Source organism: Bacillus sp. NPDC077027, assembly GCF_050269555.1.
Classification (GTDB): Bacteria; Bacillota; Bacilli; order Bacillales; family Bacillaceae; genus Bacillus.
Window position 1 is genome coordinate 107328 of sequence record NZ_JBNNIO010000006.1, and the last position, 15315, is coordinate 122642.

Here is a 15315-nt window from a genome sequence, read left to right on the forward strand (position 1 = left end):
ATTGAAATCGTTAAAATGGCTCATATTTAGTTTCGTAGTATGCATTGCCATCCAACCCATTTTAGGAACAAGTCAGGCAATGGCATTATCAAATCGTATTCAAGTAAAGGATGAGTGGATCGGTGCATCACAATCAAACAAACAGAACCAATCACTCCACCTGACTGATAACTTGATTACCTTATATGGAGGAGAAGATAGTACCGAATTAACCTATCAAATGAGAACGGGTAGCAAAGTAGAACAGAGTACACTCACCTTAAACATAGAAGCATCCCCGTTACTCATTGCGCCGTCTTCCTTGACTATACTGATTGATGGTGAACTACAACAAACAGTCGCACTTTCAGGTAAGAAACAGAAAAAATCAATTCAAATAAAACTGACCAAGGCTCAAATGAAGGCAGGCTATCACCGTGTGCAACTCGTTTTTTATGGTGTGCTGAAAGAAGGAATCTGTATAAATCAAGAAACACCTGGCACCTGGCTAAAAATCTATCCGGAAAGTGAGATCAAGTTAAAAGGGAGCAAGATAGAAGACGTATCGTTAGAAAGTTTCCCGTATCCATTTGTTCAAACGGGTGACTCGCAAGAACAGACAGATATTGTTCTCCCTAATAAACCAGATGAAAATGAAATCGAAGCTGCAATCAAGCTGTATCGCACGTTAAAAAATACAAATCGCGAGACAGTGATTCATTTCAAACAAGAGAAAGAGGTCAAGAAAATAAGCCATCCAACGATCGCTATTGGTGCAGAAAATAGCTGGAATGGTCAGGTCAAAGCGATGTTCAAGCAAGCTGACTTGAAGGTGGAAAAACAGAAATTATCACTAGCGATCAAAACTTTTGTGGCGAACAAAAAAGAACAGTCGATGCTTTTTGTGACCGCCGATCAACCGAGCACACTAGTTAAAAAAATCGGAGTCCTCATTCATAATGAAATGACCGATCAATTAACAGGCTCTGACATTCAGATTGATCGAATGCCATCAGCGGATTCCAAAGTTTCTTCACATATCAGTTTAACGGATTTTGGTGGCGATGATGTGACGGTCGGAACGAAAAAGACGACATCTGATCATTTTTTCTATCCCAAAGCGCTTATGGCAAACCATAAAGCAGGCGCCACATTTAATCTGAAGTTAAAACGATCTGACGCATCAAACAAAGAAGAACGATTAACTGTCATGATCAATCATGAGCCACATGCAGTTCCATTAACGAAGCTAGGAAAACAAGATGAGGATGGTTTTTATCATGTCACAATTCCAGTGGATTCAAATGTTCTTCAAAAAAATGAATATGTTGATCTGCAATTTGTCACAAGCGGCTTTAAGAAATTAGAATCCTGTAAAAACACAGATGAAGAAGGCTGGATATTTATTGATAAAAGCAGTTCGCTTATTTTACCGCAAGACAATCAAAGCGACACTCTTGATTTGGCAGCATGGCCTCTTCCGTATGCTTCATCAAACGAGCAGGAAAAGACGAGCATTGTGATTCCGAATGAGGTTAATCAACAAACCTTTGAACAGTTGGCGATGCTTTCTGAATCATTCAGTCAACCAAAAACCTCTGATTATCGTATTGTGAAGGCATCTAGCATCACCAATCAGCAGTTACAGAATCATTCACTTATTTTTCTCGGCGGGGTACAGGCATTCCCGTTCTTAAAGGAAAAAGAAACAGAACTGATCGTACCTTCTACCAATGGGGGATACGATGTATCATCATTTGGCATGATCAATGAAACGACTGCAAGAATTGTCTGGACACAGCCATCTTTATGGAATGATGAACACGCGATGACAATCTTCACAGGAATGAATGGATCAGACCAAGCTATTTCAAAAGAAGTGATTGAATTCCTTCAAACAAATACAAACACAGCGACTGTTGCCATCGAGAGCAAAAACAAAGAGATGTTCTCCAATCACCAAACAGTCAGCAATGTGTCAAAAGGTCAACAGACCGAAGAGAAACAGAGCAACAATCAACCATGGATGTACTTTACATTGATGGCAGTGCTCATTCTACTCGTCCTCGCAATCATCCTGTACATTGTGAAGAGAAGTCGAAAAAAATTAGATTCATAAGGTCTTTGTACGCTCGGAAATTTCACTTTACTTTGGTGTCAAACGGGAGTATGATCTCTTTTATAAAAGACAAATCGCTGAATCATTTTGAGCGGGGGAACCAATTGTGGTGTATGAATTGCCACGTGGGGTGAATCCTTTAATTAGGTAGGGCAAATTCTCATGAGCCCGAATCCGTCAGCTAACCTCGTAAGCGTTAAAGAGAGCAAAGACCAACCTGTGACCTCCAATATAGGCACAGGGGCATTCTATTGCCTCTGTGTCTTTTTGGCGATTCATTTTTTAAATTCTCAAGTTAGTTTGACACTAAAGGAGCGGGCAACATGTACAGTTTGATGAAACGTATCTTAATCGGAAAGCCACTTAAATCTCAGGCAGCAGGAGAACAAAAACTAACAAAGATAAAGGCTTTGGCATTACTATCATCAGATGCATTGTCCTCTGTCGCATATGGGACAGAACAAATTTTAATTGTTCTATCAGTTGTCAGCGCGGCAGCCTTTTGGTACTCAGTACCGATTGCAGGTTGTGTCTTAATTTTACTTATGGCATTAATTTTATCCTATCGCCAAATCATCTATGCTTACCCAGAGGGCGGGGGAGCATATGTGGTATCAAGGCGAAATCTAGGCGAAATACCAGGGCTCATTGCTGGTGGTTCTCTGTTAGTAGACTATATTCTAACGGTTGCTGTAAGTATCTCAGCAGGAACGGATGCCATTACTTCCGCATTCCCAGCACTGTATCCATATCACGTAGCGATTGCGATTATCCTTGTCCTTGTGATTATGGTTTTAAACTTGAGAGGGTTAACTGAATCAGCTTCTATACTGGCTTATCCAGTTTACTTATTCGTATTTTCACTGCTGATTTTAATTGGAGTTGGTGGATTTAAATTATTAACAGGCCAAGTGCCACCAGCACCGGAACACGATGCATTTGGTACACACGTAACAGGGATTACACTATTCTTGTTATTAAAGGCATTCTCATCTGGGTGTTCAGCACTTACTGGTGTAGAAGCCATTTCAAATACAATTCCATCATTTAAAAAGCCTGCTGCTCAAAATGCGGCAAGAACACTGCTCATGATGGGCGGACTGCTAGCCGTTCTCTTTCTAGGGGTAACACTGCTTGCATTTGGATTTGGAATCTCTCCAAAACCAGAAGAAACGGTTGTCTCACAAATCGCAGCTGATACATTTGGACGTACTTTTTTCTATTATGGTATTCAAACAGTGACAGCATTAATCTTAATATTGGCAGCAAACACAGGCTTTTCTGCATTCCCATTACTTGCAGTCAATTTAGCAAAAGACAAATACATGCCAAGAATGTTTACAGTCAGAGGAGATAGACTCGGGTATTCCAATGGGATCATCTTTTTAGGCGTGGCATCGCTGTTGTTAATCTGGCTATTTGATGGGAAAACGGAGCACCTCATTCCACTTTATGCAGTCGGTGTCTTTATTCCATTTACACTATCGCAGACCGGTATGTGTGTAAAATGGATCAAAGAAAAACCGCAGGGTTGGAAAACAAAAATGCCGATCAATATTGTCGGTGCTCTAATTTCACTCACAGTGTTGCTCATCTTAATATTGACGAAGTTCCATCTGGTTTGGCCTGTCTTCATTTTTATGCCGATCGTTCTCTTCATATTTTATGCAATTAAAAAGCATTATCTTGCGGTGGGAGAACAGTTACGGCTTTTAAATGAAACGTCCCCGATTGAAATAAAAGGGAATGTCGTCATTGTGCCTATAGCAGGTGTCACTCGTGTAGTGGAGCAATCCATTCAATATGCAAAATCTCTATCTGATCAGGTCATTGCTGTCCATGTTTCGTTTGATAAAGAAAATGATAAAAAAATCGAATCAGACTGGGAAAAGCTAAATAGCGGTGTACGACTCGTGATGCTTCATTCATCCTATCGTAGCCTGATCCATCCACTTGATAAGTTCCTTGAAACGATAGAAGCAAAAGCAAATGCGTATCAATATAGAGTGATGGTGCTCGTTCCACAATTTATACCAAAGAAGAGATGGCATACAATTTTACACAATCAATCAGCCTTTTTACTAAGATTTCGTCTTTTGTGGAAACGAAATATCATTGTTGCGACATTGCCATACCATTTTAAAAAGTAACGAGATCCAATTGGAACGTTTTATAAGAAAGAGCGGGTGGTAGGTGAAATGGCGTGCAGAGATTGAAAAAGAAAAATCAGTAGCAACCTCACCGCTTAAGCCACAACAAGTCATTGCCAGACTAGAAGAAGCGGTAGCTGACGATGCGATTCTCTCAGTAGATGTCGGCAATGTCACCGTTTGGATGGCAAATGAAAAAACAGGACTTTATCATTTCGAGCTGGCTTGCGACAATGGGCTGTGGATTGCCTGGAGCCATCTCAGCTAAAATGTGTGAGCCTCACCGTCAAGCAGTTGCTGTTTGTGGTGATGGCGTCTTTACGATGGTCATGCAGGATTTTGTTACCGCTGTAAAATATAAATTACCGATTGTCGTTGTCATTTTAAATAACAATAGCTTCGGCATGATTGAGTACGAACAGCAGGTTAAAGGAAATATCAATTATGGGACAGAACTCGCCAATATTGATTTTGCTCAATATGCTGAGGCGTGTGGTGGCAAAGGCTTGTCAGTTACATCACATGAAGGATTGGCACCAGCATTCGATCAAGCTCTTCAAGCGAATCAACCAGTCATTATTGATGTGGCAGTTACAGACGAACCGCCATTACCAGGTAAAATCACGTATACGCAAGCCGCAGGATTCAGTAAATATATGCTAAAACAACTCTTTAAAAAAGGTGAAATGGATATCCCGCCATTAAAGAAAAGTTTAAAGCGGTTTTTTTTGATTCGCTGGACAGAGTCAGCCTCCGATAGGGAGAGGCTGGCTTTTTTTGTGCACATCATCATATCAAATATTTAGTTCTTTAGTCCTTTATCTAAGGTGAATGAAAGGGGTTTATTGATAAGCAAAAAACCTTTCATGAAGGTGTTTCAGGCACGCTAGAGGATGCAAATTTTGGCGGCAATACCTTTGTTGAAGAACATTTTTTAGATAATCAGGTGGAGATGGGCATTAAGAATGCGGAGAGCATTGTGTCTGATCAAAAGAAGTCACTCAAAACTATTTTCCAAGACATAGATTTGATGTGTTTGATAGTAAAACGTTTGACGAAAAGATAGAAAATGCCGAAGACGGGCGAAAAAAGACGCTGAAAGATTTAAAAGAGCTAGATCAAAATCTAAAAGATGAATATGCTTTGTCTGAAACAGACGAGCAAGCTACAATGGCATTGTATACTGAAATGATCAATGCGACAAATGACGGAAAATTGATTTCATAGATGAATTTTGATCGGAAAGCGTATCAAAATAGCGAAATCTATCAACCAAAAGACGATATTCAGAAGCAATCTTCTGAATTTATCAACATCTGGGAATGTTTATCATGGATACCCTATTGTTGGAGAAAGACTAAATAAATATTTACGGAAACTTGGAATGAACCATGAATAATAAGACAAAGAGGTAAAAAAATGAGAAGAAATATTGAAATAGATATCCCTTCAACAGAAATACACCTATTAAGAGTTTCAGAAGGCTGGAAAATTAATTATAATAAATATGAAATTGATCCAGGAAACCTAGAGAGTGAATATGACAGTCGGTGTCTGTTTACAGGAGGTTTATTACAATTAAATCATGAAAAAGCTTCAATGTTGATAGACTTAGGCTGGGTACCTGATATATCCCCAGATGGTCATTACTTAGTTTCAGTCATTAAAGATGATGACTGGGGAAAATCCAATCGAATAATTCACATCAACTGACTATAAGCAAATTATATGATTTATTGAAAAGCGACTAAAATAAATCACGTTAAATTGGTGGAAATAAACTGAAAAGAATCTTTTAGCGCTGTTTAGCACTAAAACTCAAGAAATATCCGATAAAAAACCACCTTTTCATCAAAGAAAAGGTGGTTTTCATATATATTATGGTCTTTTAGTAAACGCTAAAAATAATGGAATGCCAGAACCGACAAGGGTTGTCGCAAATAAAAACATACCACAGATAAAGAGAAAATGACTGGCTGATAAGACCAATGCCATAATGAGAAAGACGATGCTGAGACCGATCATACTGTATGATGGAACGAAGCGCCGTTTAAAGGATGCTTTTTTTGTAAGGAACGAAAAGAAAATTCCAAATAGTAATGGAACAATCCATAGGTAAAATAAAATAATAAGAGACATATGCAATACCCCGATTTTTTATTTCTATTCTAACAGATGGACTCTACATCTGATAGGTAAAACTTCACTTTATAAAATAATTCATCTAATCGACACAATTAGGTTGGCTGAATTAGGTAGCGTTCCTTTTGTTCCGCATACTCTGGTTGAAGGAGGCTGTAGACGCAATGATCGGTAAAGTGGTCACCGAGCCATTCACATTCTCTTAGGATGCCTTCAAGCGAAAAGGACAATCGTTCGGCGATTCTTCGGCTTTTTTTATTATGCACAGATGCTCTAATTTCAACACGATGCAGTCCGCATTCTTCAAATAAATATTGAATGATGGCTTTACAGGCTTTTGTCATGAGGCCCTTGCCTTGGTGTCCTTCACCGAGCCAATACCCAATGGATACTGTTCGATTCACCCAATGGATTTGGTGCGTCCCGATAATTCCAACCAATTCACCATGTGACCAGATCCCTGCTTGGAATCCATTGTTTTGTAATGCTTGCTGCATGGCACTGTGAATAAACGCCAAGCTGTCTTCTTCTGTCTGAGTTGTGTCTACCCATAGCATCCATTCACGCAAGTATTGTCTAGAGCGTTGAATGAGCACAAAGAGGCTTTTTGCATCTCTTGGTTCAAGCAGACGCATTGACATGTTCTGATCTTGATAAAAAAACATATGCCCACATCCCTTCGGGGAAATTCTACCATACCTAAATGGAAAGAAAAAGACAGTTCGTGAAGAACCGTCTTTTTTTACATAAAGGTGTCAACAATGAGGAATAAGTTTAACGCAACAACAAGCCCGGCAATGATCCAAGATAAAACCGTCACCCAACGGGCATTTGTCAGTTCACCCATAATCCTTTTTTTACTTGTAAACATAATCAGCGGGATTAAGGCAAATGCGATTCCAAATGAAAGAACGACCTGGCTCATCACAAGGGCTGATGTCGGATTCACTCCAGATGCGATAATGGCAATAGGAGGAATGATCGTGATGAAGCGGCGCACATAAAGCGGTATTCGATATTGAATAAACCCTTGCATCAGAATATCACCTGATAATGTGCCGACCGATGAGCTGGACAATCCAGCGACAAGGAGCCCGATGCCAAAAAGTGCTGCGGATACAGGTCCTGCTAAGGTACCAAAATGTACAAATGCTACATCAAGATCCTGAACAAACAATCCATTTTTATAAAAAAGTGCAGCTGCTACAATCAGCATACTCGCATTAATCGCACCAGCAACTAACATGGCAATCAGAATATCTAAAAATTCAAAGCGGAATATTTGTTTTTTCTCCTGTACTGTTCTGCCAACAACTCGTCTTTGAGTGAGTGCTGAATGCAAATAGATGGCGTGTGGCATGACCGTTGCCCCTAAAATTCCTGCTGCAAGTAAGACGCTATCAGTACCGTCAAATCTAGGGATAAATAATCCGCTTGCGACGCTAGCTAAATCTGGTTTTGCGACAAAGGTTTGCACTGCAAATGCAATGACAACCACAAATAACATCCCTGTAATGCCTGCTTCTAGTGCTCTGTAGCCTCTTCTTTGTAGCTCTAAAATCGCAAATGAACCGATAGCGGCGATGACAGACGCTTCAAGTAATGGGATTCGGAAAAGGAGGTATAAACCAAGTGCTGCACCAATAAATTCAGCTAAATCTGTTGCAATAATGACAAGCTCACCTTGGACCCATAAGCCAATGGATACGGGCTTTGGAAATTCCTCACGTGCAACCTCTGGTAAATTCTTGCCTGTCGCAATCCCAAGCTTTGCGGATAACGATTGAATGAGCAATGCCATTAAATTCGAGATGAGAATTACCCATAAAAGCAGGTAGCCATACTTAGAACCTGCGGCAATATTCGTTGCAAAATTCCCTGGATCAATATATGCAATCGCTGCAATAAAGGCTGGGCCTAAAAATGGTAGAAGCCTTCTAAACCCTTTCACCTTTCCTTCAAGTGCACGCTGAGCTGCGACTGACATCTGTGCTTGTTCATCAATATATTTATTTGTCATCATTCATCACCTGAATTCTAGAAAAAATTTACTTCGGCATAAAAAGTTTCCTTCGTGCAATTTTTTATTCATCATATGCCCATCTTTCTGAATTGTCAACTATCTGAACTAATAGGTTTGTTTAGCATATGTCAGTGAAAACAAACAATGTCATGTCAGTCGAAACAAAGAAAAAGCACCGCCTTTTATCAGACGGTGCAACCTGTATGATTCATCCTTCATGATACTCTTGAACCTACACTGCGGAAGATCAAGCTCAAGATGATCACAAAAATCGCGGCTCCTAAAATGGCTGGAATGATAGCGAATCCGGCAAGACTAGGACCCCACGTACCGAGTAAACCGTGCCCAATCCATGCGCCAACAAGTCCTGCAATCATTGATCCAATCATCCCACCAGGAACTCTACCTCCAGCGATAGCACTGCCAATCAATCCAATGACAATTGCCACTACTAATGAAATAAGAAATCCTAACATGATTTATCACTCCTTTGTTACTGATTTAATAACCGTTTTTGTGTAGGGTTAAACATCTTGAAACCCATTCAAGTATGCACACGTATATTGTGCATAGTATGTGTATAATAAAAAGAACTAATACATCAAAGAAGGAGGACAAGGCATGGAGGAGCAGAAATGGCTACAAGCACAATTGAAGGAAATAGAAAAATGGGAGAAAGAGCAGCAAAAGGCATGGTTTTGGGAAAAGCTCAGTAGACTTCCATTTCAAGTATTGGACAAGCTGACCCCTGCCTTTATTCAGAAGAAAATCGGTGTATTACTCGATGAGATGGGATACTTTATTCAGTCTGGTGGAGAATATTTAACCTCTGAAAAAGCGATTATAAAGAAATTTCAATCACGGTTAACGGACAAACAAGTGACAAGCATTCAAGATATCCAACAAGCGCCCATTTCTGTCATGGACGAAATTAGTGAAGGAATGGGAAAAAACAGAGCCAATTTAGCAACCGTTCAAGGTGCGACAACAGGTGTTGGTGGTATGTTTACATTGGCAGCTGATATCCCAGCCGTACTCGGGCTTTCATTAAAAACATTACAGGATATCGCTGTCACATATGGCTATGATCCAAAGAATAAAGAAGAGCGGGTCTTTATCATTAAATGCTTACAACTAAATTCAGCTGATGTGGTCGGGAAAAAATCAATTTTAAAAGAGCTAAAAAGCTATGAAACAAAGAGTAAAAAGCATGAAAATATGATGTCTCAACTTCAAGGGTGGAAAGAAGTTGCATACAACTATCGAGATTCATTCGGATGGAAAAAACTGTTTCAGCTTGTGCCGATTGCAGGTATCTTGTTTGGAGCGGTGTCAAATCGCACTCAATTAAAAGGTATTGCGGAGACAGGGATGATGCAATATCGCAAGCGGAGAATTTTGACAAGACTAGCTGAGTTAGAGGAAAAGGACATCAAAGCGCAAAATGCAAATTAAACCCTTTGAGCAAAGGGTTTTTTTATTTTGAAGTATAATGCGAGAAGAAATGACAGTTGAAGGGGAAATGAAAATGCTGATAAAAATGGTTCGTTGTGAAATAGAACAGGCATGTTTTTATAAAGCACAAATGAAATGGGCACCTTTAAAAACAGTAGTAGGTTTTTCTGAACAATTTGGAGGCTTTAGTACATCAACGGATGGTACGGAGATTGCGTATATTTTTGCTATTTGGGAGGGCACCTCTTCGTATGAGCTCTTTATGAAAGATGTGTACGATCAGATATTTGAACAAACAGGACAAGCAGGTACGTTTAAAGCAATCTCAATTCAATTTTCACAAAACATCGAGGACATTTGGCACATGATTGATGTCAATGAAGTGATGCTTGAGGATGAGTGGTACATCAGTTCAGCTACCACTTCTGCCGACGGTTGTCACATGCTTAGTTACGTTCTAATCCATCTGCAGGTGTTTCCTCGTAGCGCTTCCGCAAATCTCGAATCTGTTTCAGCAGTGATGTACCGATAATACGTTCAGCATCATCATAAATTGGATCAAGAGCCTTCATCCATTCTTTGCGCTCCACTTGTGTCAATTCGTGAATGGCGATTGGTGATTCGTGCTTGATTTCTTTGAGCTGATCCTTGTTCATTTGCTCTGCGTGCTGCTCGTTCCAAGCTGTCGTTTCTTGCATGGCTTCAAGTAAAATTCTCTGTGTTTCAGGTGTCTGTCGTTCAAAAAAAGATTGATCTGTTAAAACTACATATCCTAAGTAACCATGATTACTGATCGTCATATAGTCTTGTATATGATAGAATTTTTTTGAATAAATATTTGAAATTGTATTTTCTTCACCATCTACTTTTTTCGTTTCTAATAATTGAAACGTAGAATTGAATGACTCTTGGTACGGTTTAGCACCCAACAGCTTGAACTGCTTTTCGATCATATCACTTTGCATAATACGAAGTGACTGATTTTTGAGATCTCTCGGTTTGCGAATAGGGCCATTATTTGAAGTAATTTGTTTAAAGCCGTTTGTCCAATAGGCCATGCCTTTCAATCCGTCTTTTTGCAAAGTACCGAATAGTCTTTTGCCAATCTCACCGTTTAATCCCTCTTGGACCGCTGCATAGTTTGGAAAAGCGAAAGGAAGGTCAAGTGCAGACCATTCAGGAGAGAGCATACCGAGCTTTGAGGTAGAGGGTGCGATAAACTGTACTTGGTTTTCCTTTAATGCATTGATTTCCTCAATATCGGAATAAAGACTTCCGTTGGAAAAAATTTGAATCTTGATCTTGCCATCAGATTTCTCATGAACAAGTTTGGCAAATTTCTTCGCTGCCAGTCCCTTTGGCGTGTTGTCAGCAACAACATGACTGAATTTAAAGACAAGTTGATCCTTTAGGCCGCTCTGTTCATCATCAAATACTGTGTCAGATTTCGGCATCATATGATAAAAGCCAATGTATAAAGCGGTTACAAAACCGATGATTAGTAATAAAGCATAAGCAAGCAAGTTCTTCATGTGAGCGACCCTCCTTTTATTAAGCATACTTGAGAGAATAAGAATTCGTAAAGATATAGGTGAAAAAATGATGAGAAATAAACTGAAATTAAATCAATTATCCATCAGGTGGAAGCTGACCATTTTGACCTATTTTGTTGTCATTTTTGCGCTTTTGATAGGAGGTATTGTGCTTGTTGGTGGTATTCAACAAACGGAGGAGAGGGAGCTACGTAAACGATTAATGAATACCGCACGGACAGTTGCTGAGCTGAGTGAGGTGAAGCATGCATTGGCTGGACAGACAAAGGAACGCTTAGATTTGAACAATTCGATCGAAGAGATTCGTATTATACAAGATGCAGATTACATCGTTGTGATGGATATGAATCATGTGAGGCTTACCCATCCAGTGAAGGAAAGGATTGGTCAGCGATCGAAGGGAAGTGATGAAGAGCCTGCTTTTGCTGAGCACATTTATTTTTCAGAGGCTCAAGGAGAACTCGGTACAGCCATTCGAGCTTTTTATCCAGTGAAAGATGAAAAATTCAATCAAACGGGTGTCGTTCTTGTAGGTAGGACCTTGCCGAGCATCACAGATATTTTAGCGGAAATGAAACGTGATATTGTCATGGTTTTACTCTTAACGCTAAGCTTCGGCTTAGTTGGTTCTTTCTTACTCGCCCGTCATATTAAGCAGCAGATGTTTAAGCTAGAACCGCATGAGATTGTGAGAATGCTAGAGGAACGTACAGCCACTTTCCATTCCATTAATGAAGGTGTCATTGCGATTGACAATCAGCATATAATTACGATCTTTAATGAAAAGGCAAAGCAAATCTTTCACGTTACAGGGGATGTGGTTGGACAAAACATTTGGAGCGTACTATCAGATACGAGACTGCCAGAAATTATTGATCGGGCTGAACCTGTTTACAATGAAGAAATTCAGATGAGCGGTAAACGAATCATGAGCAGCCGAATTCCCATTGTGATGAAGAAGCAAATTATTGGCGCTGTTGCTATCTTTCAAGACCGAACAGAGGCAACGAAACTTGCAGAAGAATTAACCGGTGTGAAAAACTTCGTCGACGGGCTTAGGGTGCAAAATCATGAGCATATGAACAAGCTTCATACGATTGCAGGTCTCATTCAGCTTGGGAAATCAGAGCAAGCGCTAGATATTGCTTTTCAAACAACAGAGGAAGAGGAGACCGTCACAGACTTTTTGCATCGTGTGATTCAGCACGACGCAGTTGCAGGGCTTCTCATGAGCAAAATCAGAAGAGGCAAGGAACTCGGCATGACAGTTGAGGTGGATGAGCGAAGTAGTCTTCAATCCTTTCCGCAAACCTTGGATCAGCACGATATGACGAAGTTACTAGGCAATTTAATCGAAAATGCCTTTGCTGCTTTTGATTCAGTAGAGCGTGAAGAGAAGCTGATTTCGATTAGTATTGAACAGACAGAGGAACTCCTTGCAATACTCATTGAAGACAATGGTTCTGGAATGGAAGAGGAAATCATTCCTCATATCTTTGAAAAGGGCTTCACACATGATAAAGATGGTGGAACAGGCTATGGGCTTTATATTGTAAAAACGATTATAGACAAAGGGATGGGAAATGTAGAGGTCACATCAAGCAGAGGCTTTGGTACCTCCTTCTCAATTGAATTCCCGATGACAATAGAGGAGAGAGACAGATGACTCACATAAAGGTACTTTTAATCGAAGATGACCCAATGGTTCAAGAGGTAAATAAAGAGTTCATTATGAGTGTCCCTGGCTTTCATGTGGTAGCAGTTGCAGGGAATGGCGAACAAGGAATTCAACTCATTAAAGAAGTCTGCCCAGATCTCGTAGTCTTGGATGTTTATATGCCCAAAAAGGACGGGATTAAAACACTCCAAGAAATTAGAAAACAGAAAATCAAAGTCGATATTATTGTCATTTCAGCAGCAAAAGATAAAGAAACAATAGGGATCATGCTACAAAATGGCGCGCGAGACTATATCATTAAACCTTTTAAGTTTGGGCGAATGAAGCAATCACTTGAAAGCTATAAATTATTTAGAGCGAAGATAGGAAATACGGAGGAATTTTCTCAAGAAATGCTTGATGACATCATACGAAAACCGGCCATTAAGCAGGAGGAACCATTTTTGCCAAAAGGTTTAAATGTATACACGATGAATGAAATTAAAGCCTATATGAAAGCACAGAATGGTGCGCAATCAGCGGAGGAAGTTGCGAATTCACTTGGGATTGCGCGGGTGACAGCACGTCGTTACCTCGATTTTCTTGTGAAAGAAGGAGAGCTGAAATTAGATATGCAGTACGGTGGTGTTGGCAGACCTGTCAATACATATATCGTGCCTTTTGACTAAGAGACCAAAAAGACCAAAATGTACGATATGTCCATAAACTTCACAGTCATTGATGAAACCGCTATCATTTTAGCTACAGAAACGAGTTAAGCGTTGACATCAAAGGGTAAGGGAGAGGAAGTTTATGAAGCTGTCTAGGCTTTTTAAAAACTTAACGTTTCAGGTCATAACAGCCGTTATCATCGGGATTATTGTTGGGATGGTTTGGCCAAGTGTTGGGAAGGAAATGAAGCCGCTTGGTGATACATTTATTAATGCAGTAAAAATGGTCATCGCACCGATCATTTTCTTAACCATCGTGCTTGGTATCGCCAAAATGGGTGATATGAAAAAGGTAGGAAAAGTTGGTGGGAAGGCATTTATTTACTTTGAGGTCGTGACAACCCTCGCACTTGTCATTGGTCTTTTCGTTGTCAATATCATGAAGCCAGGGGATGGGCTTGATTACAGTAAGCTTGAAAAAGGGGACGTTTCTCAATACACCCAAGATGGGGGACAGGGCATCGACTGGATGGAATTTGTGACACACATTGTTCCATCTAATATGGTAGATGCGTTTGCTAAGGGAGATATTTTACAGGTATTATTCTTCTCGATTTTATTCGGAGTCGCTCTTGCTGCACTCGGGGAAAAAGGAAAAGGGATCATCGAATGGCTTGATAAACTATCACTTGTCTTTTTCAAAATCATTGGATATGTTATGCGTGCTGCACCATTAGGGGCCTTTGGTGCGATGGCATATACGATTGGTCACTTTGGTCTCGCTTCCATTAAACCACTTGCGAGCTTGATGCTATCGGTCTATATGACAATGTTCATATTCATTTTCGTCGTACTCAATATCATATGTAAAATGTATGGCTTTAGCTTATTTAGCTACCTTCGCTTTATCAAAGATGAAATCTTGATTGTACTTGGCACAAGCTCTTCAGAATCTGTGCTACCAAGAATGATGGATAAGATGGAGCGCTACGGTTGTTCAAAATCTGTTGTAGGTCTTGTCATCCCGACTGGTTATTCATTTAACCTCGATGGCACATCCATTTACTTATCCATGGCGGTTGTGTTCCTTGCACAAGTATTTGGTGTCGACCTGTCCATTGGACAACAGATTACCATCATCCTTGTTTTAATGCTGACATCTAAAGGGGCAGCAGGCGTCACAGGAAGCGGCTTTATTGTTCTTGCATCCACACTCGCTGCACTTCAGGTGATTCCGCTTGAGGGACTTGCACTTCTACTCGGTGTTGACCGCTTTATGAGTGAAGGCAGAGCCATCACGAACCTTATTGGGAATGGAATTGCAACAATCGTTGTAGCGAAAAGCGAAGGCGAATTTGATGAAAATAAAAGTAAGTCTGCTCTTCAGGAAATGCGTAGCATGAAGCAGGCAGTTTAGTATAAAATAGTCAAAAAACCGAAACCTTATGTGAAAGAGAGGTTTCGGTTTTTTGTTGTATTTAAAAAGAAAATTCTTGAAACAAAAATAAAAATAGGTCGAAACGTAAGACCTCTGCTTCCTTTTGTTATATAATTTACAGAAAGACC

General features: G+C 40.0%; 13 protein-coding genes, 2 pseudogenes and 1 riboswitch. Of the genes and pseudogenes, 10 read left to right on the forward strand and 5 right to left on the reverse strand.

The genetic code is table 11. The annotated features are described in order from the left end of the window. Nucleotide 1: 1 nt before the first annotated feature. The 5 genes and pseudogenes from ACQKEZ_RS17295 to ACQKEZ_RS17315 all read left to right on the forward strand — a co-directional run bounded on the left by ACQKEZ_RS17295 (nt 2) and on the right by ACQKEZ_RS17315 (nt 5961). A complete protein-coding gene (locus tag ACQKEZ_RS17295; RefSeq protein WP_427302928.1) occupies nt 2-2098 on the forward strand; it encodes a cellulose biosynthesis cyclic di-GMP-binding regulatory protein BcsB in 2097 nt (698 codons plus the stop codon). Between the two features lie 65 nt (nt 2099-2163). Beyond that, a riboswitch (cyclic di-AMP (ydaO/yuaA leader) is annotated at nt 2164-2309 on the forward strand. A 112-nt stretch (nt 2310-2421) separates the two neighbouring features. Beyond that, nucleotides 2422-4248 carry an APC family permease gene (locus ACQKEZ_RS17300; RefSeq protein WP_427302930.1) on the forward strand — a complete coding sequence of 609 codons (1827 nt, stop codon included), beginning with the start codon at nt 2422-2424 and terminating at the stop codon, nt 4246-4248. Between the two features lie 49 nt (nt 4249-4297). Further along, a pseudogene (locus ACQKEZ_RS17305) lies at nt 4298-4976 on the forward strand (thiamine pyrophosphate-dependent enzyme); the annotation flags it as partial. Nucleotides 4977-5089: 113 nt separating this feature from the next. After that, nucleotides 5090-5565 (forward strand): annotated as a pseudogene (locus ACQKEZ_RS17310) (T7SS effector LXG polymorphic toxin); the annotation flags it as partial. Nucleotides 5566-5667: 102 nt separating this feature from the next. Then, entirely contained in the window at nt 5668-5961 is a 294-nt protein-coding gene (locus tag ACQKEZ_RS17315) for a hypothetical protein (protein WP_427302932.1), read from the forward strand. Nucleotides 5962-6126: 165 nt separating this feature from the next. Here ACQKEZ_RS17315 and ACQKEZ_RS17320 read toward each other — a convergent pair whose 3' ends face one another. From ACQKEZ_RS17320 to ACQKEZ_RS17335, 4 genes are all read right to left on the reverse strand, one after another. Beyond that, entirely contained in the window at nt 6127-6387 is a 261-nt protein-coding gene (locus tag ACQKEZ_RS17320) for a response regulator (protein WP_427302934.1), read from the reverse strand. A 98-nt stretch (nt 6388-6485) separates the two neighbouring features. After that, nucleotides 6486-7055: a GNAT family N-acetyltransferase gene (locus ACQKEZ_RS17325; RefSeq protein WP_427302936.1), complete on the reverse strand. Its 570-nt coding sequence runs from the start codon at nt 7053-7055 to the stop codon at nt 6486-6488. A gap of 77 nt (nt 7056-7132) precedes the next feature. After that, the gene (locus tag ACQKEZ_RS17330; protein ID WP_427303088.1) at nt 7133-8410 is read right to left on the reverse strand and encodes an Nramp family divalent metal transporter; all 1278 of its coding nucleotides are present in this window, start codon (nt 8408-8410) and stop codon (nt 7133-7135) included. A 218-nt stretch (nt 8411-8628) separates the two neighbouring features. Next, on the reverse strand, nt 8629-8889 hold the full coding sequence (locus ACQKEZ_RS17335; protein WP_427302938.1) for a GlsB/YeaQ/YmgE family stress response membrane protein: 261 nt from the start codon (nt 8887-8889) through the stop codon (nt 8629-8631). Nucleotides 8890-9034: 145 nt separating this feature from the next. Between ACQKEZ_RS17335 and ACQKEZ_RS17340 the strand changes: the two genes are divergently transcribed. Further along, nucleotides 9035-9868 (forward strand): EcsC family protein, encoded by an 834-nt coding sequence (locus tag ACQKEZ_RS17340; protein ID WP_427302939.1) that lies wholly within the window; start codon nt 9035-9037, stop codon nt 9866-9868. Nucleotides 9869-9941: 73 nt separating this feature from the next. Next, a complete protein-coding gene (locus ACQKEZ_RS17345) occupies nt 9942-10400 on the forward strand; it encodes a DUF4937 domain-containing protein (protein WP_427302940.1) in 459 nt (152 codons plus the stop codon). Here the strand turns inward: ACQKEZ_RS17345 and ACQKEZ_RS17350 are convergent. Beyond that, nucleotides 10315-11400, reverse strand: coding sequence for a TRAP transporter substrate-binding protein (locus ACQKEZ_RS17350; RefSeq protein ID WP_427302942.1), 1086 nt, complete (start codon nt 11398-11400; stop codon nt 10315-10317). The genes ACQKEZ_RS17345 and ACQKEZ_RS17350 overlap by 86 nt on opposite strands. Before the next feature lie 67 nt (nt 11401-11467). Between ACQKEZ_RS17350 and ACQKEZ_RS17355 the strand changes: the two genes are divergently transcribed. The 3 genes from ACQKEZ_RS17355 to dctP all read left to right on the forward strand — a co-directional run bounded on the left by ACQKEZ_RS17355 (nt 11468) and on the right by dctP (nt 15166). After that, entirely contained in the window at nt 11468-13087 is a 1620-nt protein-coding gene (locus ACQKEZ_RS17355) for an ATP-binding protein (RefSeq protein ID WP_427302943.1), read from the forward strand. After that, a complete protein-coding gene (locus tag ACQKEZ_RS17360) occupies nt 13084-13767 on the forward strand; it encodes a response regulator (RefSeq protein WP_427302944.1) in 684 nt (227 codons plus the stop codon). The genes ACQKEZ_RS17355 and ACQKEZ_RS17360 overlap by 4 nt, the downstream gene beginning before the upstream one ends. A 124-nt stretch (nt 13768-13891) precedes the next feature. Next, entirely contained in the window at nt 13892-15166 is a 1275-nt protein-coding gene (gene dctP, locus ACQKEZ_RS17365) for a C4-dicarboxylate transporter DctP (protein ID WP_427302946.1), read from the forward strand. The last annotated feature ends 149 nt before the right edge of the window (nt 15167-15315 follow it).